Here is a 26,151-nt window from a genome sequence, read left to right as displayed (position 1 = left end):
GGATCAGCGCTGAATGCTTTCTAGATAGGCGGCGAGGGCAATCAGATCAGAAGGGATCGGCGTGGACAAACCGCCATCCTCGACCTGAACCGCTGGGCCTAAATCTTCATTGCCAAATTCGGGCATGGCCGACTCCGGGTGCGTGCGCCGATTGAAGCCGTCGACAACACTCATAACAAAGGTGCGGGGATAGACGCCCCGGTTCTGGGCGCTAAGCGTCGTCAAATCTGGCGGTGGTGCGCCCAACCCAATAGAGGCGACCCCGGCCCCCGTTGCGTCATTGCCGTGGCAAACTGCGCATTTCTGAAAATAAAGTCTCTCGCCACGTTCAACGCTGATGTCCGGTTCGCGCGCCTCCGGTGCACATGCCCCGAGCCAAGCTGCGGCCGAAAGGATTGCCAGGTGATTGAATTGAAGTGTCATTACATGCTCGCCCTGTTGTTGTGACCCTAACCATAGCGCGCTCGGATTCTGATAACTTTGACCAAAATCAACGACTGCGGACGGCGAATAGCCGGACGGGCGGTGGCGGCGCACTGTTTACAACACAAAGGCTTGAAACACAGAGTGGCTTGTGAAAGAGGCCCCGAGCAACTGGCTCAAGGGATTTGATCCGGTTCGGGGACATCCATCTAGTCAGTTACTTGATGGCACAGGCAGACGGAAAACGAGGGTCACAACGGCGATGCGCTCTGGTGAATCCGCCTGTTTTATGCCGCCCGAACAACAAGAAAGATAGGATGTGTTGAAAAAGGAGACATGTGCTTGTTTCCTGCCGGTGGGCTCCGCACGCTAAATCTCCAACACGATCCTGCCTTCAATCTGCCCCGCCTTCATCCGCTCAAAAATGGTGTTGATGTTCTCAAGCTTGTCCCATGCGAAATGCGTCTGAATCAGCCCCTCCGCCGCAAGGCTCAGCGATTCAGCAAGGTCCAGTCGCGTGCCAACGATGGAGCCGCGAATGGTCAACCGCTTCAATACAACCTCGAAAATTGGGAGTGGGAATGTGCCGGGCGGCAGACCCACAAGGCTCATAGTGCCATGGCGCCGCAACATACCCGTCGCCTGTGCAAAAGCTTGCGTGTTGACGGCGGTCACAAGCGCGCCATGCACGCCGCCCAAATGGTCGATCACCTCCTTGACCGGATCGGTCGTGGTCACGTTAATCGTCTCGTCTGCGCCCAGAGACTTGGCAAGCGCGAGCTTGTCATCCGCCACATCCACCGCGACAACATGCATGCCCATCGCTTTGGCATATTGCACCGCCATGTGTCCAAGACCACCGATCCCGCTTATCAACACCCATTGGCCTGGGCGAACCTCAGTTTCTTTCAATCCTTTATAGACCGTGACGCCTGCACAAAGCACGGGCGAAGCCGGGCCAAATTCGAGGCCATCTGGCAACGCGCCCACGTAGTCAGCATCGGCGCGCACATACTCGGCATAAACGCCATCGACTGAACAACCAGTGTTTTGCTGGCTCTCGCACAGTGTCTCCCATCCGCCAAAGCAATGCTCGCACCGACCACAGGCAGTGTGCAGCCACGGCACACCGACACGGTCACCTTCCTTCAGGTGCGTCACATCCTTGCCAATGGCCGCGACCTCCCCCACGCCCTCATGCCCGGGGATAAAAGGAGCCGTCGGCTTAACCGGCCAATCCCCCATCGCCGCATGCAGATCGGTGTGACAAACTCCTGATGCTCTCACCCGGACCAGAACGTCACGTGGGCCGATCTTCGGGACAGGCACTTCACGGATATCAAGCGGTTCACCAAGCTTGGTCACAACCGCGGCTTTCATGGTTTTCGGCAACGTGTCGATCATCCTTTGGCTCCTTCGGGCGACTGCGGACCGTTGCTGCCACAAGAGACGTGAGTGTCGATTGATTTTGCTCAATCCGCTCTGCGTTTGACGGCGCTACGCCAGATGAGAAAGGAACCGCAACAATGTCTGCAACCAAACCTCCGGCCATCTACTGCTATTCCAAGTCCGGAACGACACGCCATGTTGCAAAGGCGCTGGCACAGAGTACGGGCGCAGAGGTGGTGCCGATCGACGCCACCAGATACAACTTTCCGCTGCTTTGGATGTTTCGCGCAATCTGGGATGTTGGTCGGGCCAATGTCCTACCGCTCGACTTCGGGTCTGGAATACTTGCCAAAAGGCCTTGGATTGTCGTTGCCGCACCGATCTGGGCCGATCAGCTTGCACCACCCGGGCGTACGGTTTTGCGGGAATTGGCCGCCTCCGACATTCCGGTGGGCGTGCTGACCACATCCGGGCGCGCATCGGAACAGCCTAAGTGCTTCAGCACCTGCGAAGCGGTGCTTGGCCGCGCCTTGGCGGCACAGCTAAATGTCCAGAGCAGGACGGTCGATACGCCGGACATGACATGCAAGCTCGCACAATTCGCGGAAGGTTTGGGACAACGCCACGTATCTGCGGTATCCGATGTCGTTGGATAGTCTGTGCGATGCCAAGTCACGCACAAATTAGAATGGTCACAAGGAAGATCGACGCGCCACCGGGCTGGTTAAAGTGCCGGTTCTGATCTCCGCACTCTTTCAATGTCCATCTGCATCCTCGGACTCGTACTATTCGGTTTTAAAACGAAGGTCATCTTTGGATAGCCCGTTCAAATGCAATGAGCTACACGCAACGGTGTCGGACAGACGAAAGCATGGCTTCAGGCGGCTATGAACGCATCCGTCTCTTGTGGCACGATCCGGCTTGCCTCCAAACAACGCGCAGCGTGTAGGATGGACCGTGCGATTTTATTGGACGAACGGCGCACTTTTCGAACACAAGGCGCAACACGAGTGTAGTTGTTTGTCACCCTTCATGTAGGGACCACACAGGAATGAATGCCGCCACCGAAACCGCCGCCGATGTTCTGAACAAAGCGCGTGCTGCCTTGGCAGAGGGCGAAACGGACGTGGCGGCAGCGTGGTTGGACAAGGCCAAGACATCGGGCGGCGACAAACACTGGCCTATGTTGGCCTTGGTTGAGGCCGAAATCCTCTATCGCCAGGGTGCGGCAGAGGCTGCAGAAATCCAGCTTGAAACCTTGCTGGACAAGACACCCGACTTCTTCTGGGCCGCGTTTCATCTGGCAAATTGGGCATGGCGGCGAGGAGATTTGCCTCTGGCCGCAGCCCGCCTTGCCACGGCGCGCGCTATCGATCCGGTTGGCAAGCACCGGGCCCTGTGGCTTTTGCGTGCGGATTTGAAACGTGATCTTGATCAACCAGAAGCGGAGGCAAGTATCCTGCACCAAATGGCCCGGGCCTTTCCTGCCGACCCAGTGCCCTTGCATCGCCTGGCCATGCGCTCCCAAAGCGCGGGGGACGTGGAAACGGCGATCAGGTATCTTGAAACAGCGTCAGCACTTGCGCCAGACAAGCGCGAATTCGTCCTTCAGCGCGCGCGCTTGTTGCTTACGCATGACCGTTTGGAAGAGGCAGATGCGCTTTATCGCCAACTCGGTCATGATTTCGGGGACGATCCGGAAAGCCTGGCCGCTCGGGTTCGCATACGGCGTCGCCTCAAGGACACGCCCGCCGAAGCCGAGCTTCTGCTCGCTGGCCTCAAAGCCTTCCCGGACGCGCACCTGTTGTGGGCGCATGTCTTTGCCAACTTCGTGGCGGACGCGCCGCTGGATGTACCAGATCAGGCGATGTCACTGCTGAAGTCGAATTCAAATGTGCCCGATTTGGAGATTCTTGACCTTGCCCTACTGGTTGCCACCGACCGCTACGACGCGGCTTATGCGCAATGGCGCCGCGACGACCGATCACCGGCAAAAAGTCCTTGGTATGCCCATTTGCGGGCCCAAACCCTTCTGGGCAGTGGTCGGTATCGGATCGCGTTGCGGTATTTGCGATTTTGCCTGCGGCGCTGGCGGGACAACACGATGCTTTTGCGGACATTCGTCAGCTGGGGATTGAAACTTGGGGAAGACAAGGACGTCCTCGCCACACTCAAATCGCTTGAGCAGCATCACACCCGCTCGACTGTGCTTGCAATGCAACTGATGGTCGCCGGGTTCTCGAATGATCTGAAAGCTGCCATCTCGGCCTATCGGAGCTTGCGCGCACTGGACAAGATCGAAGCACCGGACCGCGTGCTAATGTGCAAGCTGATCGCAACCCGCGCCAATTATGACGACATAGAGCGCATTTTCGAGGACATCGGCAACCCGTTACAAGAAATGGGAAAACTGGCCCACAGGGCAGGTGTACCGGGCCTCTTGATACTGGAATACGATGTTCTCCGGCGCGACGCTCCGGGGCGTGCTCTCATCCACGAAACAGGCGGCGCCGGCCCGTTGAACCCAAGCTCAACCCTTGATGCGATACGGCTCATCGATCAGTGGGCATCCAACGATGAGACTTCCGCGCAGGGCGACAGCGTGCCGAAGACAATTTTCCAGTACTGGAACGATGCGGCGCCGCCATTCGGGATTCAAAAGATGATAGACAGCTGGGCCGCTGCCCCGGGGTTTGAGCATCACCTGTTCGACCGTCGCGCAGCGATAAATTACTTATCTCAAGCTTTCGAGCCGCAATGGGTAAGAGCGTTTCGCTTAGCCAAGAACCCCTCTGAAGAATCTGATTTCATCCGGCTTTGCTTGCTGGCGAACAAGGGGGGCATTTACGCGGATGCAGATGACAGACTCTATGGTGATCTTGTAAGGGCCATCTCGCCCGGTCATGGGTTGATTGTCTATCGCGAGACGATGGGAGCTACCATTGGAAACAACTTCATCGCTGCACCAGCCAACCATCCGATCATAGTTGAGACAGCCCGACTGGCCTGTGCAGCGCTTCTGGAACGTTCTGCCGAACTCAGTTGGTCCAAGACCGGGCCCGGCCTTCTGACAAGGGTAATCGGTCAGCATCTGGCCTCTGCAACCTGCGATGGCGATGCGCCTGCGATTACGCTTATTCAGCGGGGCCAAATAGAACGCTCCATCGCGATGCACAATCGACTGAAATATAAGTCTTCCAGCGCTCACTGGTCACGAATGAACAATCGCGAAACGGTGCGTTCTCCTCTGTGGGAGGGCGTCATGGATACACTGAACCAATTGCAAACAAAGCCGAGCTGACGGCAGTCACCAGGGCGAAAGCAACGGAAAACAACAATTCGATGCGACCAACGCCGATACAAACAGCGCAATCGGATTGAGATTATGCTCGGCAGGCTGAAGGATGGGCGGCGTGTTGCAGGGCGATACGATACATGCGCGACGGTCTTACTGTCAGCCATTGCGCTCACGGTAGCAGTCATCTGTCGGCTATGAGCCCGGATCCCAGGCAATTTATGTATTCAACAACAGTGCTGTCCTCGTACATCGCATGCGAACTCCCCGTTCGCGAAACCCCGGAGGCAGGTCACCAAAGCAACGGTCCCGGCTGGACGTATTATGAAAGTTCTCACACATCATCAGAACATAGTGCCGTGTCGTCTACCAAGTGATCAATGAGTGCCCGCACTCTTGTTGTGAGGCGCCGGTTCTGCGGGAAAAGCGCCGCGACAACATATGGCGAGACGCGGTACTCGCCAAACAACTCTACCAAATCCCCGGACTTCAAAGCATCCGAAACCGTATAGGCCGGGCATCGCGCAACTGCGACACCCGCTGCGGCCAGACGTGCCGATCCCGCGGGCGCGTTCATCCGAAATCGCCCACTTACCGGTACTGCTTCTTCCTGGCCGTCGATGTTGAACCTCCACACTGTCGGCTGTGTCATATTGCCGTCGAGAATACATTCATGGGCGGCAAGAGCCTGCGGATGGCACGGTGTTCCCGTCCGTTCCAAATAGGCAGGTGACGCGCATACGACCAAGGGCATGCGGCCAAGCTGCCGCACTTTGAGCGAGCTGTCTCGCATCGGGCCAATCCTGATGGCGAGATCGAAACCTTCCTCCACAATCGACACCCTGCGGTCACTGAACTGCAGATCGAGTTCCACATTGGGGTGTTTTGCGCCAAACCGTGCCAGCGATGGCGTGAGCCGCAAGGCGCCAAAACCTGTGGGCGCCGAGATGTGGATCGTGCCGCGCAGCGATGTTTGTTCGTTTCTGACTCTTTCTTCGAGCTCATCAAAGCCGTCGAGAAGCGGTTCGCACAATGCCAGATAAGTTGCCCCCGCGTCTGTCAGTGACACGCTACGCGTGGTCCTGTTGAGAAGTTGCACACCGAGCGCACTTTCCAAATCAGCTACATATTTGCTGACCAAACGCGCAGATCGCCCCATGCGATGCGCTGCTACAGTGAATGAAGCGTTCTTTGCAACGAGCGCAAAGGCCCGCATACGGTCTATTTTGTCCATGCCATTGCGCCCTTTCAGGGCCTAAACTTACCCAAGGAATGGTGATTATCCTTCAATCACGTAACAGCTATGTCTCGTTCAGCAACAGAAACATGACTGGAGACATCAATGCCAAACGCCGTCCACATTCACCATTTCGCAAAATCAGGTCACGCCCACCGTGCATTGGTATTCGCGAAACTTGCAGGGATCGCACACGAGGCCGTCCCCGTTGATCTGGTTGGTGGCGCGCATAAGTCGCCCGAGTTTTTGGCAATGAACCCCAACGGCCAAGTCCCGGTTCTTGAGGATGGCGAAGTGGTTGTGTCGGATTCGAATGCAATTCTCGTCTACCTTGCCCGGACATATGCGCCCGACTGGATACCAAGCGACGCCGTTGGTGAGGCCAATGTGCAGCGCTGGCTAACGCTTGCTGCAGGCGAAGTCGCCTTTGGGTCTTGTGCCGCACGGTTGATCACGCTCTTTGACGCACCACTGGACCCAGATTTCGCCGCCGCGACAGCAGCGAAGGCGATGCAAAAGCTAGAGCATGGACTGAACGGGCGCGACTGGCTGGTCGGTGATCGCCCAACGATCGCTGATGTCGCGAACTATTCCTACACTGCCCATGCGCCAGAAGGAAATGTCTCGCTTGAGCCTTACCCGAATGTCCGTGCCTGGCTTGCCCGTTTTGAGGCCCTGCCCGGATTTGAAGCCATGCCAGCGACTGCTGTTGGTCTTGTTGCTGAGTGAGAAGATATTGAAATGATTGCAGAAGCCCCACGTCACCCGCTGCCGCCCTTCACGACCCAAACAGCCATTGAAAAGGTTCGCCTTGCAGAAGACGGCTGGAACAGTCGCAACCCGGCCAAAGTTGCCCTTGCCTACACACCCGACAGCAAGTGGCGCAATCGGGCCGAGTTCCCACAAGGTCGAGCCCAGATTGAAGAATTCCTGACCCGAAAATGGGCGAAGGAGTTGAATTACCGTTTGATCAAGGAGTTGTGGGCCCATGACGGCAATCGCATCGCGGTCCGCTACGCCTACGAATATCACGACGACAGCGGCAACTGGTTTCGCGCCTACGGCAATGAGAACTGGGAGTTCGATGAGAATGGCTACATGGCACTGCGCTTTGCCAGCATCAACGAACACCCGATTGAAGAGGCAGACCGGAGGTTCCGCTGGCCGCTGGGGCGTCGTCCAGACGGTCACCCGGGGCTGAGCGATCTGGGTCTTTAGGTCACAACAATCGGCGGCATCCGAAGGCTCTTGAATACTGAGAGGCAAGACCGGGTGAAAGGATCAGATAATGGTACAGACACATGGATCGCACAAAGGTGAATTGTTGCTGCAAGCGCGCCGCAACACACCTAAAGAGCTGACTGATGCCATCCCGTATTACATCGACAGCAACATGCCGCAGCAGCATGCTGATTTCTTTTCTGGCTTGTCCTATCTACCGCTGGCGACGCTCGACCATCGTGGTCGCCCGTGGGTCAGTCTCTTGGTCACAACGTCGGACGACGACCCGTCTATCGGCATCAAAATCTCTGGACATAACACAACAGATGTTGTTGCCGAGACCAACCCACATGACCCGTTTGCCCATGTTTTGCAGCAAGCGCCTTCCGATGAACACCGACTTTTTGCCGGTGTAGGCGTCGATTTCAGCAACCGTCGGCGGAACAAAATCGCTGGGTCTATTCGTGCCGCGTCCGTGGAAGATACCGGGAAGGTCAGGCTTCAGTTGCTGTCCGACCAGCACCTTGGGAACTGCCCCAAATACATCACCGAACGCACATTGGCGCATACGAGGCGCACAGCCGAGATGCTTTATGACAGCTTTGAGATCTGCGCTTCAGCCTTGCCTGCGGGCGCCAAAGCCGTGATTGATCGTGCAAGCACAGTCTTTCTGGCGACGAAGCACATCACCGATGACACCACCACGGGCATCCAGACAGACATGGGTGTTAATCACCGTGGCGGTGCTCCCGGCTTTACCCGCATGTATGAAGACAACGATGGCGACCGTGTCACAACGTATCTGGTTTTACCCGACCATTCCGGCAATCGCTTTTATCAGTCTCTGGGCAATATCGAGACAGACCCGCAGGTCGGACTTGTATTCCCGGATTTCACAACGGGTCGTGTGCTGTATGTGACGGGCGACGCTGAAAACCTGCTTGATCAGGATGCCGAAGCGTTGATGCCGCGCGCGAGCTTGCTGACGCGCATCAAGGTGACAGGTGCAGTCTTCGTCAAAGGCGGTCTCAATCTCAAACTGACATCACAAGAGCGGTTCTCCCCCTATAATCCGCCCATAAAGTACTTGCGGCGAGAACTGGAACAAATGGGCCACGCCACAGTCGCCCAAAGCAATGATGACGCAATCACAGCCAAGCTCGTTTCAACGCGAGCTCTTTCCGACAGCATCAAAACATTCAACTTCGAACTGTCGAAGCCGATTAATGCGCCTTTGCCTGGTGGGTTTGGTGTCTTCGACTTCTCAGATGTATTGGATGTCGGGTACAACCATATGAACGAAGCAAACCCTCAATTGATCAACGAGGATTATGTGCGGACTTGGACGCTTTCGAGCGCGCCGAGCTATGATGCAAAGACCAATTCGTTCCACGCGATCAATCGGGTTAGTGTCACTGTGAAACGCAAACCGGGCGGCTTGATATCCAATGTTCTACACAATAACATCGCCGATCTGACCACTCAAAAACCTCCCGTTGAATTCAAAGGCACCGGCACAGGCTTCACCTGCTTTTCACCAAGCGCCGCGGGTCTTCCGCCAAATATCCCATCAAAGATGCTCTGGATTGCAGGCGGCGTCGGCATTACCCCATTCATGGCGATGTGGGACGGGATTGTTCAGGTCGCAAATGCACATCCGGAACAAATATCAACGAAAATAGTGCTCTTGTTCTCCGGTCGTGGAGATGACATCAACGTGTTGAAGCATTTTGCGTCGCAGAGCGGCTCTGTTCCTGCCAACGTAAAGCTGCGGATAGTCGCTCTGCAAAGTACTGGCGGTAATCGGTCAAATGCAAATTTCGCACGCGATGGTTTGCGGCATGTTTTTTCTCATGAACTGCTGCGGCTAGAAGAACGGCGCATCCAAATCTCTGATTTGCCATCGGCCATGGACCTGAAAAAATGTGAGGTGTTTATGTGCGGACCCGATGCTTTGATGGCTTGGTGCGAAAAGACGCTCACCGAACTGAACGTCGAAGGTGCTAGACGTCATCGCGAGTCCTTTATTTTCTGAGTGGATGGATCAGGGCTTCTTGCACCGGTGTCAGTGGCCGTTTCAGAGCGGCGAAATGATCTGTGCTCCAAGACTTCTCAAACTGACGTTGTGCCGAGCAATTGATCACAGGCTGCCTCAAGAGGAAGAAAAAAACAGCCCCGCCGGGGGTCGGACCGGTGTCTGTGACGCGCTGCGCCACAGACGACAATGGCACCTGAAGCACTGTCGCCGCGGTCTTCATACGCTTCGGATCGAGCGTCCAAACGTCATTCACAGTCTCGCACGCCACCACAAAACGCACCTCGCCTGCGCGCGCTACCGTCAGCATCAGAAATCGCAACGCCAAGGCCGATGACAAGTCCTGCTCGACAACCAGCAATAAAACTTGGGGCTCTTGGTAGGGGATAGCCAAGGCCCCGCCTGCCCGTCATTCTTGTGCTGGGCCTGACGCCCCGCAAAGTATTGCTTAATCGCATCTGCCACGGTCAGTCGCTGCGCGCGAGGCCTCGCCGCTTGCCGCGCTTGGATTGGATCGACATCGTCGCGAAGCCACCGACGCGCATTTGGCACCCGCTCCCGCGCTTCAACCAGCAGGACATTCCGCTAACGCCCAGTCTCGTTTGGTGTCTCTTTCCTGCGATGGTCAGGCGCCCCTTAAACGTCTCAACCTCTTTGCGGGTCAAACCCTGGCCGTCAACGTGTTTGCCTGAGCTAAGGTTCTTGATCTTGAGTTGGTTTAGCGCGTTCAAAAAATGCAGTGGCGCACCTTTTGGAAGCCACCTCCAGCTCACTCAATGGGCCAGCGCAATTTCTGGAAAAACACTGCGTAGGCCATCGTGACCGATTGGTTCAACTGAGCAACGCAGCGAGAAAAAGCGTCAGGTTTGCACCATCACTGCCGTCGGGATCGGCAACATCTGCTGTCTGCAGAATTACAGTTGCATCACTTGGCCCTTCCCAATTCGGCTCTAACAGCCCCAAGCCGCCCTGCTCCACAAGATCACGGACAAGCGAGAAGGATGCGGCTGGACGCTGAAGGCGGATGAATTCGGAAGTTGGTAAGCCCATCGCATCGCGTTGAGCGATACCCATACGGGCTGCCATGGACATCACCCTCTGCGTCCGCACCTTCGCGCTGTAGCCTTGGGCAATGCTCTGATCGACCGAGGCGACAGCAGCACTGCCATCAAAGCTGATCCCGCGGCGCCTAAGATGCGTTGCACCAGTCAGAGAATACACGTCATCTACCACGACAGCGGTGCCTGGCACACGCGCCGCACGTCCAGGAAACGCATTGGGATGAAACGCCGCCACACGGCCCGGTGCGACACCCGTCAAAGCCTGAAGCGCCTCTGTCCTCAACTGGATTGCAGCGCGAACATAGGGCGCCGCCTCGAAGTCCGTTTCACGCGGCGTACAGACGACCACCTTCAACCGCGGCTGCACAGAGAGCCGATCGGCCAGAATCTGTATCAGGTCAACGGAAACGGCATCCGCGTCGCCACCGGCATGAACTGTCCGCGCCAACCCTGCGGTTTCGATGTAAACCAGTTCTTCCGCCTGATGGAATGCGCGCGCCAGCGACCAGAGCGCATCACGTGCTCCGTGAACCGAAAGCTCGTATTCGCGGCGAAGCTCGTTCAGTAGGCGGTTTCCATTTGTGACATTCAACGTGGGTGCGGGCAGACTCAATGCACTGGCGATGTCGTTGATGACCGTTTGCAAATCAATTGGAGTGTCTGAATCCAAAGGGTTTCCGGGGGGCAGCAGCGACAGCTCAGGCGTTTCAGCGACTGCTGCAATCGACTGGAGCAACACCCCGGAAGACGTAGCGGCGGCGGGCGGGTCACCTGCCCGTTCCGGCAGATCCATGTTGTCACCGCCTGACATCGCGAGCCAGCCGGGCGCCTGTGCCGGCGGTGGGCCACCCGGCAACGGGATAAATGGTTGCACCCGGCGTACTGCGTGACGGGCCAGATCATAGGCCAACGCCCCTTCCACCCGGACACCAGAAGATTGAGTGTCCGGACCCGCAGGATTTCCCGGGTTGCCCTGTCCATGGCTCGCTGAAAGCGCATCGCGCGACCAAGACGTCCCGCTAAGTACACCGCTCCAATCCAGCCCTTCACTGATCGCGGCAGACCCAATTCCACTCACCACGACAGTTTCGAGCCGCCCCATGGTCGGCAAGCGCGGCCCGCTGCGTGGGACGGTTTCAGAGGCCAACGCACGCGCCGCGTCAACGGGCGTGCCGACAGCACCGTCATCGGGTCCATCATCGGTGCCGAACAGCGGCACCGGTGCAATCGACTTGACCGTGTCCGGTACGGCAGCCATGCGATCCGGCGCCGGGACAAAAACATCAGGGGGGTCGGTAGCAGGCCCCGCGGCGATTGGCAGAGTGCGCGCCGCGAACAGTCTACGGTTCTGGTTTCGTGGTGTCACAACCATGTCAAAGACCAGTGTCCCGGGATCCGGTTTAGGGTCTCCAGGCTCCAATCCCAGCGGGTTGTGCACCAGGATCTGTGTCGGCTGCCCTGTGACTGCTATCGCAGCCCCGCCATCACCGCGCTTGAATGACGGTGTCTCTCCAATCGCTGGGATCGAGATGAAACGCTGATTGTAAATCCGCACCGAGCTGCCGTCGGGAACAACATCGGCCGCAAGCACGACCACCACGTTTTCGCCGGCCGTCCATGTCGCGGTCGCCCCCGCAAGAGGTGCGGGGTTTGCGCCGAACACGCCTGCACCGGCAGCAGCTGGAAATGCAGGCCAATGCGCGGGCGCACCCGGCGCAGGCGGAACGGGAACACCATCGTTAATCTGTGGCGCCGCTGCGAAGACAAGCGGGTTGCCCGCGGCTCCGTCCATCCGCGTCAACACCGCGTTGGACAATGCCATCAAATCCGGACCATCTGCTGCATAGTCTATGACAACCTCGGTCCGCACCTGAGGTTTCAGGTCATCAGGCATGTCGCCATCTTCGGCAGGCACTCCGGCAACAGCGCTGGTTGTGCGGTTTCCACGCAGATGCCAATCGAGGTCAACGGCATACGCGCGCAGAAACTGACGAGACAAGGTAACCCCACCGGGAAGACCCGGCTGCTCAAGCGGCCCCGCCGCCATCGTGCCACCTGTAGCCCACCCCAACCGAATACGATTGGCGGCGTTGTCACCCGTTGCCGCAACCACCTCTCCAGCGGTCAGTGTCACCAAGCCGGATCCATCCAGATTACCGGTCGCGTTGTCCGAACCATCCTGCTTCTCAACGCCGACGCCCGCCAAGGGAGTGACGAAGGGATTGCCGTGAAGATCAACGACTTGCGCGACAATGCCAGATGCAAGCCCGGCAATGGTCCCAACACCACCTGCCCCGCCGGTTCCGCCCCCATCTGAAGAGTCGAGCGCAGGGAAGGCCGTAATCAGGTCGTCGAACAGTGCGGCGACCGCTACCGGATCAATGATCAACCCCCGATGATCGTGAAAACTCATCGGCTCGGATCGGCCAAGGCTTTCGCCGGGCTCATACGTCTGCGGTGACCGATCTGGAGCAGGTACGGCACCCGTGAAAACCAGTGTCTCCGGCACGGGACGGTGGTGCGGGGCAGGAGCAACCGCGTAGCGCGCCATCAAGCTGGACAATCGCGTAACTGCCTGAGGATGGAGCCTGAATGCCGCGACCGGTCCAGCGATACCTGCACCGCTCACATCACGAAACTCATGCCCCTGATCGAGATATTCCAAAGTGCCTCGGAAAGGTGCAAGTGCGTTGCCAGACGGCGTCAAACGCAGCGTGGCGGCATCAAACGTCGGGTCTGCAGCACCCCACACATTCGATAGATGCGGCATTGTCAGCCCAAGCGCATCCAATCCATTGTCCTGCAGCGCTTGTGCTGCAGCTTGCGGGGTCAGAGTAAAGACGTTCAGCTGTGTCATGGCGGTCAATCCCGGTCAGAGCTTGAGACCCGTCGCCCATCCGGCGTGATGATCTCAAACGTGATGCTACGGATGTCCGTGCGAGCGAACACTGTGATCCCGGTGCGTGCTCCGATCTTTTGGCGGTTCGCGATATACATTGGGTCCTGCGCACCAGCGCCGGGTCGGGTCCGTGCTAATGGCACTTCGGCAATGGGCGCTTCGTAGACCAGATTCCGTCCCTCGGTCTTGAACTGGGACGCGGGGCGGTTTGTACCAAGATCGAGGATTGGGCCCGGACGCGGCTCGAACCTACGCGGGAGGCGGAAGCCAGGATTTGGGTCTGGCGTGTCATCAGGCAGCCCGCCAAAGCGGCCGAACCCACCTGGCAATTCACGCAGATCACGGAAACGGTCTGACCCAAGTACGCCACCCCGTCCGGATGTGGGCCGGATGACTATCCGCACGAGATACTCCAATGGTCCACTTACCGGCGCGTCTGTGGTGACCGAAAAAACCGTACCCCGACCCGATATGCTGAAACTGTCCACTTCGCTAAGATCGGGCAGTGGAATGATTGAACCTTCGCCAAAGCTGACCGCGCGTTCTGTCACCCGCCCCAAGGGGTCCGTCATTCGCAGCATTATACTGCCCGCCGGCATGGTGCCGGGCCGCCGTATAAACAACCGGTAGTTTCGATCCAGCCCATCGGGTGCACGCCACAGGGCGGTCTGCGTCATCTCAGGCACTTCGGGGATCAGTTCAAGCGGCGTTGGTCCGGGCTGTTTTTGGCCCGGGTTCAGTGGGTCTTCGCCCGCGTCAGGGCCGATCGTGTAATAATGGAGCTGTGACGCACCGTCCAATCGCACCTCGGCCGACAGCGTATGCGGACCGAGGCCCGTAGGCGTGATCGGCGCATCGGATGCCATCGAAACAAGTATGTCGCCGAGGTTTCCTCCGCCGGGCCAAGTCAGCACGGGCGGCGTCAGTTGCGGCGGATCATTCGGCGGTATGACAACTGGAACTGCAGGGGATGGGCGCCCCCGCCCCTTGCGCACACCGCGCTGCGCGTCATCCAGCCCCCATGCAATTGCGCGATACCATTGGGGTTTCCATGACCCCCCCGGCGCATCCTCACCCGTGATGTCGGTAATCCACGTTTCGGTCCCGTTTGTGTCTGTCCCGACCATCCAGTCAACTGTGCTGCCTGTCAGGGACACCAAGGACGGCCCCATACTGTCGATCTGGCGGGCGGCATCGGCGACCCGTGTACGATAAAGATCAATTCGACCGGGACGTGCACCAGAACTTGCGCGTGTTTCGACCCGAATGCGCGCCGCGAAGCCGCTGGGCGTTTCTATCCGTTGCGCTTCGATTGTCGGAGGAGCGGGTGTCGCGATACGCGGCGCGACAAATGGGATCATGGCCTCGTCCGCATCAGGGCCACTGGGCCAAGGTCCTTCCACACCGCCAGCGCTGACCGGGATTACCACAAACAGGTGGATGGCCTGCGATCCACGAGGCAAGGCCACATCAAGACTGGTTCCGGTTAGAAACGTCTTGTTCGCACGATTGAAATCCCGACGGTCAGGAGAGGCAGCAAACGCATTTTTGAGCGTCGTGAGGCGGCTGCTCAGGGTTACGCCCGGCAATGCTTCGGGAATGCTGCGGCTGGCCAGCATCCGGGTTTCTGTGCTTTGATACAGAATGTAGCCGTCGGCACCCGGAACAGATTGCCATTCCACGATCGCGTGACATTCGCCCTTGGCATCTGGAAGGCTAGCCAAGCGGACTACGTCAATAACCTGCGTGGGCCTTGAACGCGGATCGGATGCATATGTCAGCTTGCTGCGTGGCCCAAAGCTACCCACACGGCCCGGGGCCAACGCCTCGCGCAGCCGTGCCCGCATCGCCAGCCCGACATGCGGCGTGCCATTGTAGTCCAGAGAAAAGCCCGGGATGGTTACGCGATATCTGCGCGCATGGCCCTGGCTGGCAAACCCTGGTGTCGCAACCTCTGCGTCCCCCTGTGCATCCAGGCTGATGACGTTGGCCGTACCATCGAGGCCTGGAACACTTGGATCGTTGAGCGACGGAACATCACCCGCGAAGTCGATGAATACGTTCTGTGCGGCACCACCGATACTTTTTTGCAATCCACCCGGCAAACCGGCCGGCGGTTCCTCATGGCGGGTTGCGGCAGGAAACAGGCGCCCGGCAAAGTCGATACGGGCAACGGAACGCACCCGCCAATCGACAACGAATTCAACGACAAGGTCCGCCGGACAGACAGTGCCGCTGCCTGTATCAATGGGCCTCAATTCCGCCGAGATGATGTTGACCGTGTCGGGTTCGGGTTGCGTTGTTGAAAACGGCAGCGTGGACCAGGGGCTCCAGATTCCGAACAGGTTCTGGTTGGCCAGACCGTATTGCGCGCTGACTGAACCCGGTGTGTTCGGTATCACATAGCCAGTGTCGGATGCGGATTGCCTTGGGTATTCAGGATCTTGGCGGTTTTCATTGTTGCCTATGGGCATGAGCCCCTTGCCCGATGGGCGCGGTTCCATCAGCGGAGTGGCAGGACCTGCGACGCCTCCTTCTGCGCGCCCGAACGCAAAGCTCGACACGGCATTGAAGTTGTCGAGAGGCAGCCGTTCCCAGCTGGCACGGCTGGTCGCGGTCCAGTCCTCGTCAGGTGCCGCTGGTCTTTGGTGGGCGAGGAAATGCAGGCGCAGATCGGTGGGGGGAAGGGGACGTTCCACGCGCCTTGGGCGTGGAATGATTGTTGCTAATTCCAAGGGTTCACTGTCGCCGTCCAGCCCACGATTCCAAAGGCCGGTGACCATGAAGTCATAGTCCGCCATGTCAGATGAACCGAGCAAACTTATGGCGCCCAGATTGATGGGATCCAGATCAACATACGGGTACCCCGTACCGAACCCCATCAGAACAGATTGCATGGGGTCGGTTGCCACGGCCATCTGCATCAGTTTGACAGATGAAATTCGCGCCTCGCCATCATCGGCAGGCATCGTGTCTCCATTGGCGTTTTGCGGTGGGCTGATGACATGATGGTCCAACACCTCTGCCTGTTGGTTCGGCCGTGCTTGCATGGCCTTGTGCAACATATCCAGCAGTGTCTTGTTGGCGTCATCAATCATGCCATCTGGGTCAGGCAACTCCCATGTCGGTGCCATTTCACCGGTGGGAAAATCGGGGTACCATCCGAAGGGGTTGATACCCCTTGTGAAACGCTGTTTCGCGGCCTCCTGTGCTGGCACTTCGGCTCCGACAAGACCTTGTTCCTTGCCGTGTTCCTGGCCATCAAGATCGCTGAACTCGCCCTGATCGACAGGCAGGCCAACCGTTTCAACCAGTTCCCAACCTTCAATCTTTTCAGCTTGCGAAAGCGCTTCACCAACCGCCGAAACCTCCTGACCGTCCGCTCCGCCAACCAGAACCGCCGTAATAAACGGCGCATAAAACCGGAACGTACGTTGACCGTTGGCCGGAATGTTCAAGGTCTCGAACCCCAGCATATTTTCGAAGCCAACACCATTCGCCAACGGCACGATTGTCACGCCCAGCGCGGGGCCTGTGCTTTTGACATGCACGGTCATCGACATGACCGGCTCCGTGAATTGATGCACAACGCCCAGGGGCGGCAGCGCAATCCTGCTTGTCAGCACCGGTTCCGGGTCTTGCAACAAGGGGAAAGCCACACGCCGCCAGACTTTAAATGGCTCGGACGGCAACCCGACACCGGGGTTGACCTGCCAGCGCAAAAAAACCGACAGCACCCGGTTGCCAAAGTCTTTTAGATCAAGACCTTGTGGAGCACCGCGTGTGGGCCGGAGCGTTTCATGCGTGGCAAACGAATTGGCAAATGGCCCCGAAGTACTGCTGACCACTCCATTCTCGTCCGCGAAGGGTCGCAGCAGGGAATCTGCGGTGATCATCGCACCCTGGCCGCGGAACAAATAGGGGCTGAATGTGCGGTTCATCGGTCCCTCCTAGTCCTCTTCCCACGGCGCGCGCGTCAGATCTGTCGCGACGATCTCGATCTCGACATCACCTGCAAACCCTTCGTCGAGATACGGCTCTTCAAACGCCTTGCGCACCATGTTTAGCCGCAGGCTCTGGCCCCGTGCCCCGGGCTTGAGCGTGATCAGCGCGCGCTGGGTGCCAGGCGAGAACAGGATCTTGTCCACGACGTCATCCGAAGCGCTGCTTTCCGCGATGGACAACCAGGGCGTCTGCTCAAGCTTCCAACGGGTTGTTGCGATGCCATCCGGATCTTCTTCTGTCACTTCCTGTGGCAACGGACGGGTGCGATGCATCGGCTCGCTTGCATCCAGTATGATTGCGGCTGGTTGCGGATCAGCCGCAGGGTTCGCCTGCTCCCAGAAGACAATGACGCGGGCCGCACCCGGCACATCCATCGGTTCAAGCCCAGCGCCGATCAGCTCTTCGTCGAGTTCCGGCCCCATGGTCGTGAGCAGCGTTTGCCCGGATACGATGCTTTCTACCGTGCGACCCGCAAAGCGTGGATTGTTGCCAATCGCCTGTAGTGCACCCGTCTCCACAAATCTGTGCTCGGTCAAAGTGGCCTGCACATCGCGGGCAAAGTCTTCGACCAGACCAAATTGCCCTGTCGAGAAATTCAACCGGTACACCCGGTCTCCAACCGTGCCTGCGTCGGCGCCGATATCCACGGATTCGATGTCCATTACGTAGTCGGTATAAGGATCAAGCGGAATCGGCAGTTTGATCATGGAATGGCGCACCCGCTCACCATCGACATCAATGCACGGGCCTGTTTCATTGACGACATCCTGCAGTACGGCCTCGAATGGAGACAGGACATGGCCACGCACATTTTCAAGGGTTCCCGCATTGATCGGGACCGGATGCGGCAACCCGGGTTCATCCACTTGCTTGAACGAAGCCGCCTTCAGTCGGACCCGCAGTTCCTTGCCATAGGCGGCGAACAGTTGATCGACGGCATTGGTGGCAAACACCACCCGGGGTGAATCCAAGCCGAACACATGTGCCTCAGCCTCAGCAGGCAATGTGCACAGGATCCATGGATCAAGCCGTTTCGGCGCTTCGGCGTCTGTGCGGAACCAGAACTCGGCAGTTTGCTCAGCCGCATCACTTTCCGCGCCTTCGTCATCACGGACGCGCACATCACTGCGGCACGTCACACGGTAGATGGAGTCAGGGAACAAGAGGGCGACGTCAGCACTTTGCGGCCCAAGGAACTCTTGTATTGCGCTGCGATCTTTCTGGATTTCCGTGGTGTCATATTCCTCGCGTTCGGCTTCGCTTAGGCGGGTCAACTCAATCGCACCGACATAGAATGGGCGACCTTGCTGTTCAAACCGATGAGCTTGCTTCTCGTCCAGGTACAAAACGCCGATGCGGAAGCGCGCGGTACCTTCTGGTGGTTCAAGCTTGACGCAAACGGGTTGTCGCGGAGACAGGCGGGACTGGCCATACAGAACGGTGTGATAGATATCCTCGAACCACGGACCGTTCACATCCACCCAGCGTGGCGGAACGCTTGTAACGGCCAGAAGGTCGGACACACGCACCGGGCGCACGTCGATGACATTCTCATCTTCATCAAGGAAATGGATCATCAGGCCACGACCGGTGCCCTGATCGTCGTTCAGAAGCCCACGGTTGACCCACATCAGCACGTGACCTTCGAGAATGGCGCCACTGTCTACCTCGATTACGTCTGAAAGCGGTCCATGCTTCAGTCCCAATTCCGACAACTGGTCAGCGACCTCATCTGCGCGGCTGGGATCACCAAAGATCACCGGTTCACCGATGTCCCAAAGCGGCGACGCCAAAACACGACCGGGGCATTGCGGCTCGTCGACCTGCGGACCGCCCGGCACGTGTGTGGCGGGGGCTGCAGGTCCGTTCGCGGCACTCAGCAAGGTGCTTCTGTTGATCGTCAACCCTTGGGCGATGCGACGTGCGGCTTCGCTGAGGTCAAGTCGTTCCGATGTCAGATTGTCCACGGTGGCAGAAGAGCCAAACGAGCCAACGACAGCCCGATCAACCAACCCGCGTTCGGCCAACCTGCGGGTCCGCCCGGTCAGCGTTGCAGTCGCTGCAGTGGCCTCAACCGTCGCGGTCAGCCCGCTATTCAGCGTTCCGGCACCCAGCGACAAGTTCGGGTTTATACGGCCTGTCGGAACACCAATGCTCACATCCAATTCTGCCGGAGCCAACGCATCGGACAAATCACGCAACCGGCCAGTGTCGATACTCAAATCCAACGGACGCCCGGTGATATCACGACCAACAACCTCACGCGTTGGTGGTACGTCGTCTTGGAACTCTGGTGCGCAATCCACAAGCCCGCCTTCAACAATCGCGGGTACGATGCCGCGCAATTGGTCAAGGCCCAAGTCGCCAGAGCGCCAGGTTTCATGCACATGCAGGGCCTTGTCTGCCTCGGCAGATCGCGTTGTGTCTTCAGGGTCAGGCCAGGCAATGCCATCGAGGTCCCAACCGCTGGGTGATGGACCCAGCCGTTCGTCAGCAAATGTCCATAGCACCGGAGCAGCTGGTGCAGCCGGGTTGCAAATCCGTCCCCAACGCTCGTGAATGGTCTCTTCGAGTATTTCCGAACGTTCCAAAGCCTTGGGTGCTGGGTTCGGTGTCCAGTTGAGCAGCGACAGATGCGTTGTCAGGTTCTCGCCATCCGGCGGTTCAAGTGTCCACCATGTTGATGGTGTGTTTCCTGGCATCACGGCATCAGACGATCCGACACGCTCAAGCGTCACGTCTGTCATCGTGTAGCGATAGGCAAAGTCCCCTCGCCCGATGAAACCACCCGCTGGAGCGCCGGTGCTGCCACCGGGTGCGTCACCAAGCGGCATGATCCCACCATCCAGTGCTGGCATGGCAAGGCTCAGCACGGGGATTGCGTCGATTGGAACAACGGGCATCTCATTGTCAGCGGGTTGACTGGTGCCGCGTGGCATATCACCGATCTTGCTGTCGATACCGCGATCCACGCCGGTCCCCTCGGCCAGCGCGGGTGTGCGGCTGACCAATACAGCACCCGCAAACAGGTCAGGCGGGGGTGGAAGGATCTTGGAGTCCTCGCCGATATGGAAGTCCACGCAGCCCTTGATCGAGAAGAAGAACAGGTCAAGCTCGCCGCACACCTCGCCATCAATCCGGCTGACCTGTGTACCATCAGCGCGTTCGCCCACCTGTGCCGACAAAGCAGCCGATGCGGACAAGCTGATGATGAACAGTTTCAGCTCACCGCGTAGATACAGAAGGCCCCCAACATAGAACGGCTGGAAGCCGATGATGGCATTGAAGCCGGCGGTCACCTTCAAATAAAGGTTGATCGACGTGTTGCCCCAGATGATTGACACTTCGAGGCCGGCAGCGATGCCAAAGCCATTAACCTGACTAAGCGCGGGCAGGTTGTTACCGGGAGGCTGGTAGCTGGGAATGCCATGGCCGGAGAACATGACATATCCGGCCCCATCAAACGCTCCGAGGATGGAAGCACGAATGGGCCCCGGCAGTGGATTGCCCTGCAGATCGTTACCCTCGAAGCTGCCCAGATAGATGTGCCAGAACTTGCCGTCTTTGAGGTTGAAGAACGCCTCGATCGGAATCTTGATTTCGACCAGCGGATCGATCGTGAAGTCGATGGAAATCCCGATCGTCAGTGTGCCGCGGCCAAAGTCGAGATCGATGACACACAGGAAGGTGCCTTCGGCATTCTTGTCCTTGAGTGCGGGCAGGACGGCCAACAGGTTTGCCTTGACCACCAAAAGAACACGCGGGCCGGGCAGTTCCAGCAGAAACATGCCCTTGACGTTGAAAATGATTGGGCTGCCCATCGTGCCCAGCGTGATGCCGACGCCGAAGGCCCAGCTATCGACATTTGTTTTCCACGCCTGCAGGTTTGTCGGGTCGCCATTGGCCCGGTTCTTGAGCCACTCGAGCGCCGGTGTGAGCGACGTAATCCCGTCCTCATCCCGCGCGTAGTGCATGGCAAACAGGCCAACAAACCCATAAATGCCGAAACCGGACTGCGCGAGCGGAATGGCAACGGGCAATTCGACTTCCAGCGCCACCGCAACGCCAGTGGCTGGACCACCCGAAGCCTCCGGGATTTGCGCAATCGCGATCTGTGCGGCAATGCGCATCTTGACCGGGATCAGGCGTACGTCGATCCCGCCCTTGATCTCCGTTCCTCCCGCGCCGTCGTTGAACTCCATGTAGCCGGAGCCTTCCAGAACGCCCGGCACCTTGAGGCCCGCCCCGAATGCCGTCAGTTCCGGGGCACCCAGCGGATCAACCGGCAACCGCACGCGGGCACGGTCAACCGAAACAACCCCAAGGTCGATGGCGAAACCAAGATCAATCTCGAAGCTTAGCGGGTTGGTTCGTGCGATGCGCGCGCCCAAGACTTGCAGGATTTGCCCCAACGGATCGGCAACCCGGATCGCTCCAGGACCGGACACGTCAATCGAGTAGCCCTTTGAGCTGTCAAACACAGGGCGAAATTCGAACTTCCCTCCGCCACCGGGCGGTTCGCCAAAGCTAAGCCCGATGGCCTTGTAACGGACCGCCAAGGGCGTATCGCGCGGGATTTCCAGCAGGGGGTCGCCGCCACCAAAGGCAATATTGACCGAAACAGCCGTTTCCACATCAAACAGGAAACTCATCTGCCAACGGTCGCCCTGACGCCGGAATGCCCCTTCCCCACCAAAAAGAATGACTCGTTCGATGTTGAAAAAACCGGCCGTGGCCAGACCTGTGGCAACTCCGATGACGGCTGCTGAGGCAACAATTGGGGCCACCCCGCCGTCAGCGGGATTGGCAGGTGCAATCTCGGACAGCAGGGGAGTGAAAATGGTGGTCATACCCAACAGGTCACGCCCGAAGTTCTTGGGCTCCAGCGCCTGTCCGGGCAGCTGCCCAGTCATCACCAACCCGTCTTTGTCGGCCGGATCTGCGCCGATATATAGTTTGACCTCGTCCGTCTGGCTGGCCGGATCTGTTTGATAAAGGAATAGGAAGTCCGTGATGCCGTCAGCCGGGTTATTGCCAACGCCGCGGATATCATCAGGCGTTTCGCCTGCACCGCCACGCTGAAGAGCGCCCTCGACCCCGGTTTGGAAATCGATCTGACCAGAAAGTTCCAACGCCACGAACTGGTTTCGAATGATCCGCACCTTCAGGCGGGCCGAACGAAACCAGTCCGGCGTTGCCGGTTCACTGGGCGGGGTGTCAATGACTTCTGGCGGAGGAGGTGGCTCCGGCACATCAGGTCGGCGCACATCGCCGGTAATCACTTCGCCAGGGAAATTGACAAGGAACCCGGTAATGTCCGCTTTCCACCATTGAGCGCGGTTGGGCTCGCCCTGCATCTTCCAGACATTTTCTCGCCAGCTGATTGGGAAGCTGGCACCGCTGGGCTCATCCGCGCCGGTAAAATCCGGATTGAACCGATCATTCAGCAGCGCGCGGAGACCTTCGGCGCGACGCTGGCTCAGGAGCCAATTGTACTGAGCCTTACCGTCATCCCCGTCATAGCTGGCAGTGCCAGTGATCGTGACATCGCGCGGATTGATACGCGACAGGATTTCAGAATAGGCCGTATCGAATGGGTCAGCCGTTGTGCGCCAATTGGAATTCTCGTCGGCAATCAGCGCTTGATCGTCCCTGATGTTGCCCGAAACCCTAGAATAGCTGAGCGGGTTTTCCTTTGGTGGCGTGTCGTACCGGAAATACGCCGTCAAAGACGAGACGTTGTCATCTGGGGTACGCGCCTCAATCGTGCGGCTTTGCCCGCCGGACACATCCACATCAACAGACGTCCCAACACTGGGTGGCCCGCCATCGATGATCCATTCGGTGTTCGGCGGCACCGACGCGCCAGCAAGGCTGACGCGTACCGTTCCGGCCTGACGGTTGTCGTTCAGCAGAACCAGCGGAGGGGCCGCCAACGACTGCGCCTCGCGGGTGATTGACGTCGTGGTCAGGATGGCAGCCAGCGGTTCGCCGGGAGGCGGCGCCACAGCCGGCGGCGCACGCCGTGCTGCGGTGATCGTGAGTGTGGCCTGCTTCGGAGGTGCGCTTGCATCCGTCGCAGTGATAGCAATGGTCCGCGTGCCCGTGGCTGGTGTTGTCACGTCATGCACGACGCCCGCTTGCGCACCGCTGCCCTGATCAACGGTCACATTGTAGGGTGCACGGCCACCGCGTACATCCACAGCAAGCCGCGTACTCTCCGGCAACGCGGCGGTTGCAGCACCGGGACTTGTCCGTGTGATACCGATACCCTGCCGGTCACTGGTAAAGAAGTTGGCACCTATGACAAGATCACCGCTGCCCTGGTTGATGACAGCAACGTCGAAGTCGCCCGTAACACCGTTCGAACCACCGAGCCCAATCAGGAGGTTTTCAACACCGGCATTGACGGCAAAATCTTCCGCTCCGTTGGGGGCAAAGAAGATGCGGATTTCCGGCAGGTACAGCCCTGTCCAAGCCTCATCAAACCCGAACTGAGACAGGATTTCCGGCGGCGTATACCCGTCCGAAAGATCAAGGTAAGCCGAACGGAACCCAAACCCGACAACGCGGCCGGGTCCGATAAAGGCGTGACTTGGTTCCATCGTGACAAGCTCAGCGGCCGCCAATGCACCGGGATCGTCCAAACCAGTTGCGCCGAGTGACACCAAACACACTTGCACCTGCGCGTTCGCATCCGATCCCTGCGTGACCCGCAGTTTTATCTTGGGCAAGTGGAACACAACATCATTGCGTTTAGTGTGCGGGATCAACAAACCGTCTGACCGCATTTCTGCAGGCTGCAGGAAGGGTGGCCGAAGTTCGATCCCGGCCAGGATCAAATCCAGCGTGAAACCGGTGTTCGGATAGTCGGACGGCGGTGGATCAATGGGCGGCGTATCCAGAGCATCGAGCACATCCTGCAACGGCTGAAAGTCGGCATCGCCGCCAGGAACCGTTGCAACACCATTCGCGATGATCGTGCCCGCGACACGTGGCACCGTCATAGAGAATTCAACGCGCGTGTCTGTGATGTCGAGCCACGGCTCTGACCGATCGGGTTGATTTCGAGGATGTCCTTCAGAGTTGGCCGCACCCGCGGTCAATGTGCCTGTTGACGGGTCAAAGCTGGGAAGATCAACATCGCCGGAAAACCGCGCAACACCGCGAATGACCGTGCCACCCGGTCCTGTCGCCGTTTCATAGCTTTCAACGTAGATGACAGATAGAACAGCGTGCCATGCTGTCGCCTCGCCCCGAAGGATGTAGGGCCGGAACAAATCCACCAATGCGAGATCGAAAGGCATCAGCCAAAGACCTTTAAAAAATATCTGTGCGAAAAAGCGGCAACAAAGGAAATAAAACTGCGAAAATTCAACCACTGATGGGTTTTTCTGTCAAACGGGGTGAGCGTAGTTTCGCCGACAGTGAAGAGCCGCCTCTTACGGGTCAAAAGTGGTCGCGGTTGAAACCAGCGTGCTGGTCAGCCTACCACATCATTTCAGCGACTTGGTGAAATCAACGGAAACGCCGCAACCGAAAACTTCAGCATTCCATGGGCTTAGTCTCCCAATTTGCATCGCGACCTCGCAGAAAAAAGCGGCCCAACACTCAATTGGGAAACAGGGAGACAAAGGCAGTTTTCTTCGGATCAATCGGCCCTGCTTTAGCTTATGAAAAATGCCTTTGGATGATCTCGGCAGAACAGGAGCCGATGCATTCACGCGAGTCGTTGTTGTCGAAACCAAACTCCGAATTGTGTGAATTCGAAAGGAGCAAACCACTCCTTCTGACGTAACAGACTCGCATCAAAGCTATGCGTCGAGTGTTGAAATCGCGGTCCGGACCGCGTCTGCCAAGGTAGGTTTGACTCTGTCGTAGCGCGAGCTTGGAACAGGAACAGACACGGCAAAAATATCGCCCATCTGATCAACCACTGCAAAACCCATCGCACAAATTCCATCCGTGTGTTCGTTCTCATCACAGGCCAATGCGCCGTCACGGATTGCGTCAATTCCTGCAATAATGTCTGACAACGGTGGGGCATACGGCCCACGTGATCTATGCTCTGCACGGATGAGGGTCAGCGCGCGTTCGCGATGCATACAAGCCAAAGCGGCACGCCCATTTGCTGTCGTGGTCAGGGGAAAGTACTCTCCAATCCGCGACACGGTCCGCAGGCGGTGACTGCCTTCGATCTGGTCGACAAACAGCATTTGCGCGCCTTCAAGAACGGCGAGGTCAACAGTCTCGCCCGTTTCGTCCGACAGTTGTTCCATCAAGGGCCGCAAACGGGATCGCATGTCCGATGAAACGGCCAGTGCCAGGCTTTGAATTTCCCGCCCTAACCTGATTCCTCCGTCCCCACGTTCAGTCGATACAAACCCCTCCGATCCAAGTGCCGCGACGATGCGCTGTACCGTAGAGCGGGGCAGTTGCACCTCTTTTGCAATCTGCCCGAGGCTCAGACCGCCAGTCTCTCGCCCCAACAAACGAAGAATGTCAGCTGCACGCGAAATAACCTGAATCCCCTGATTTTTCGACACTTTTTATCCTATTCCAAAAGCTGCTTCAAACCACAGCGCC

General features: G+C 58.2%; 13 protein-coding genes and 1 pseudogene. 6 read left to right on the top strand and 8 right to left on the bottom strand.

The genetic code is table 11. From position 1 onward, the window contains the following. Positions 1 to 3: 3 nt before the first annotated feature. Both IE087_RS19400 and adhP read right to left on the bottom strand, forming a co-directional pair. A complete protein-coding gene (locus IE087_RS19400) occupies positions 4 to 423 on the bottom strand; it encodes a c-type cytochrome (protein WP_189371038.1) in 420 nt (139 codons plus the stop codon). A 369-nt stretch (positions 424 to 792) separates the two neighbouring features. Then, a complete protein-coding gene (gene adhP / locus IE087_RS19395; RefSeq protein WP_229801469.1) occupies positions 793 to 1,827 on the bottom strand; it encodes an alcohol dehydrogenase AdhP in 1,035 nt (344 codons plus the stop codon). 122 nt (positions 1,828 to 1,949) lie between these two features. Here adhP and IE087_RS19390 point away from each other — a divergent pair, with 122 nt between their 5' ends. From IE087_RS19390 to IE087_RS19380, 3 genes and pseudogenes are all read left to right on the top strand, one after another. Further along, entirely contained in the window at positions 1,950 to 2,468 is a 519-nt protein-coding gene (locus IE087_RS19390) for a flavodoxin family protein (RefSeq protein ID WP_189371037.1), read from the top strand. Between the two features lie 395 nt (positions 2,469 to 2,863). Further along, positions 2,864 to 5,113: a tetratricopeptide repeat protein gene (locus tag IE087_RS19385; protein ID WP_189371036.1), complete on the top strand. Its 2,250-nt coding sequence runs from the start codon at positions 2,864 to 2,866 to the stop codon at positions 5,111 to 5,113. A gap of 9 nt (positions 5,114 to 5,122) precedes the next feature. After that, positions 5,123 to 5,308 (top strand): annotated as a pseudogene (locus IE087_RS19380) (IS5/IS1182 family transposase); the annotation flags it as partial. A gap of 133 nt (positions 5,309 to 5,441) precedes the next feature. Here IE087_RS19380 and IE087_RS19375 read toward each other — a convergent pair. After that, positions 5,442 to 6,341 (bottom strand): LysR family transcriptional regulator, encoded by a 900-nt coding sequence (locus tag IE087_RS19375; protein WP_189371035.1) that lies wholly within the window; start codon positions 6,339 to 6,341, stop codon positions 5,442 to 5,444. A 108-nt stretch (positions 6,342 to 6,449) separates the two neighbouring features. Between IE087_RS19375 and IE087_RS19370 the strand changes: the two genes are divergently transcribed. The 3 genes from IE087_RS19370 (at position 6,450) to IE087_RS19360 (ending at position 9,600) form a co-directional block, all read left to right on the top strand. Beyond that, positions 6,450 to 7,073, top strand: a complete 624-nt coding sequence (locus IE087_RS19370) for a glutathione S-transferase family protein (protein WP_189371034.1) — start codon at positions 6,450 to 6,452, stop codon at positions 7,071 to 7,073. A 12-nt stretch (positions 7,074 to 7,085) separates the two neighbouring features. Continuing rightward, positions 7,086 to 7,562: a nuclear transport factor 2 family protein gene (locus IE087_RS19365; RefSeq protein WP_189371033.1), complete on the top strand. Its 477-nt coding sequence runs from the start codon at positions 7,086 to 7,088 to the stop codon at positions 7,560 to 7,562. A 589-nt stretch (positions 7,563 to 8,151) separates the two neighbouring features. Next, positions 8,152 to 9,600: a pyridoxamine 5'-phosphate oxidase family protein gene (locus IE087_RS19360; protein WP_229801468.1), complete on the top strand. Its 1,449-nt coding sequence runs from the start codon at positions 8,152 to 8,154 to the stop codon at positions 9,598 to 9,600. On the opposite strand, the gene IE087_RS19355 is transcribed toward IE087_RS19360, so the two are convergent. From IE087_RS19355 to IE087_RS19335, 5 genes are all read right to left on the bottom strand, one after another. Continuing rightward, on the bottom strand, positions 9,590 to 9,994 hold the full coding sequence (locus IE087_RS19355; protein ID WP_189371031.1) for a hypothetical protein: 405 nt from the start codon (positions 9,992 to 9,994) through the stop codon (positions 9,590 to 9,592). The two genes, IE087_RS19360 and IE087_RS19355, sit on opposite strands and share 11 nt — an antisense overlap. A gap of 437 nt (positions 9,995 to 10,431) precedes the next feature. Then, positions 10,432 to 13,518, bottom strand: a complete 3,087-nt coding sequence (locus tag IE087_RS19350) for a phospholipase D-like domain-containing protein (RefSeq protein ID WP_189371030.1) — start codon at positions 13,516 to 13,518, stop codon at positions 10,432 to 10,434. A 5-nt stretch (positions 13,519 to 13,523) separates the two neighbouring features. After that, positions 13,524 to 17,501 (bottom strand): hypothetical protein, encoded by a 3,978-nt coding sequence (locus IE087_RS19345; protein ID WP_189371029.1) that lies wholly within the window; start codon positions 17,499 to 17,501, stop codon positions 13,524 to 13,526. A gap of 9 nt (positions 17,502 to 17,510) precedes the next feature. After that, positions 17,511 to 24,872 (bottom strand): hypothetical protein, encoded by a 7,362-nt coding sequence (locus IE087_RS19340; protein ID WP_189371028.1) that lies wholly within the window; start codon positions 24,870 to 24,872, stop codon positions 17,511 to 17,513. Positions 24,873 to 25,379: 507 nt separating this feature from the next. Beyond that, the gene (locus IE087_RS19335; protein WP_189371027.1) at positions 25,380 to 26,111 is read right to left on the bottom strand and encodes an IclR family transcriptional regulator; all 732 of its coding nucleotides are present in this window, start codon (positions 26,109 to 26,111) and stop codon (positions 25,380 to 25,382) included. Positions 26,112 to 26,151 lie beyond the last annotated feature (40 nt).

This window comes from Tateyamaria omphalii, assembly GCF_014651375.1.
GTDB lineage: Bacteria > Pseudomonadota > Alphaproteobacteria > Rhodobacterales > Rhodobacteraceae > Tateyamaria > Tateyamaria omphalii.
This window is presented reverse-complemented; position numbering and strand designations above follow the sequence as displayed.

What these genes read in the sequence shown, in the direction of transcription:
- IE087_RS19400 (WP_189371038.1), bottom strand. Translation starts at nt 423, where the DNA reads ATGACACTTCAATTCAATCACCTGGCAATCCTTTCGGCCGCAGCTTGG.
- adhP (WP_229801469.1), bottom strand. Translation starts at nt 1,827, where the DNA reads ATGATCGACACGTTGCCGAAAACCATGAAAGCCGCGGTTGTGACCAAG.
- IE087_RS19390 (WP_189371037.1), top strand. Translation starts at nt 1,950, where the DNA reads ATGTCTGCAACCAAACCTCCGGCCATCTACTGCTATTCCAAGTCCGGA.
- IE087_RS19385 (WP_189371036.1), top strand. Translation starts at nt 2,864, where the DNA reads ATGAATGCCGCCACCGAAACCGCCGCCGATGTTCTGAACAAAGCGCGT.
- IE087_RS19375 (WP_189371035.1), bottom strand. Translation starts at nt 6,341, where the DNA reads ATGGACAAAATAGACCGTATGCGGGCCTTTGCGCTCGTTGCAAAGAAC.
- IE087_RS19370 (WP_189371034.1), top strand. Translation starts at nt 6,450, where the DNA reads ATGCCAAACGCCGTCCACATTCACCATTTCGCAAAATCAGGTCACGCC.
- IE087_RS19365 (WP_189371033.1), top strand. Translation starts at nt 7,086, where the DNA reads ATGATTGCAGAAGCCCCACGTCACCCGCTGCCGCCCTTCACGACCCAA.
- IE087_RS19360 (WP_229801468.1), top strand. Translation starts at nt 8,152, where the DNA reads ATGCTTTATGACAGCTTTGAGATCTGCGCTTCAGCCTTGCCTGCGGGC.
- IE087_RS19350 (WP_189371030.1), bottom strand. Translation starts at nt 13,518, where the DNA reads ATGACACAGCTGAACGTCTTTACTCTGACCCCGCAAGCTGCAGCACAA.
- IE087_RS19345 (WP_189371029.1), bottom strand. Translation starts at nt 17,501, where the DNA reads ATGAACCGCACATTCAGCCCCTATTTGTTCCGCGGCCAGGGTGCGATG.
- IE087_RS19340 (WP_189371028.1), bottom strand. Translation starts at nt 24,872, where the DNA reads ATGCCTTTCGATCTCGCATTGGTGGATTTGTTCCGGCCCTACATCCTT.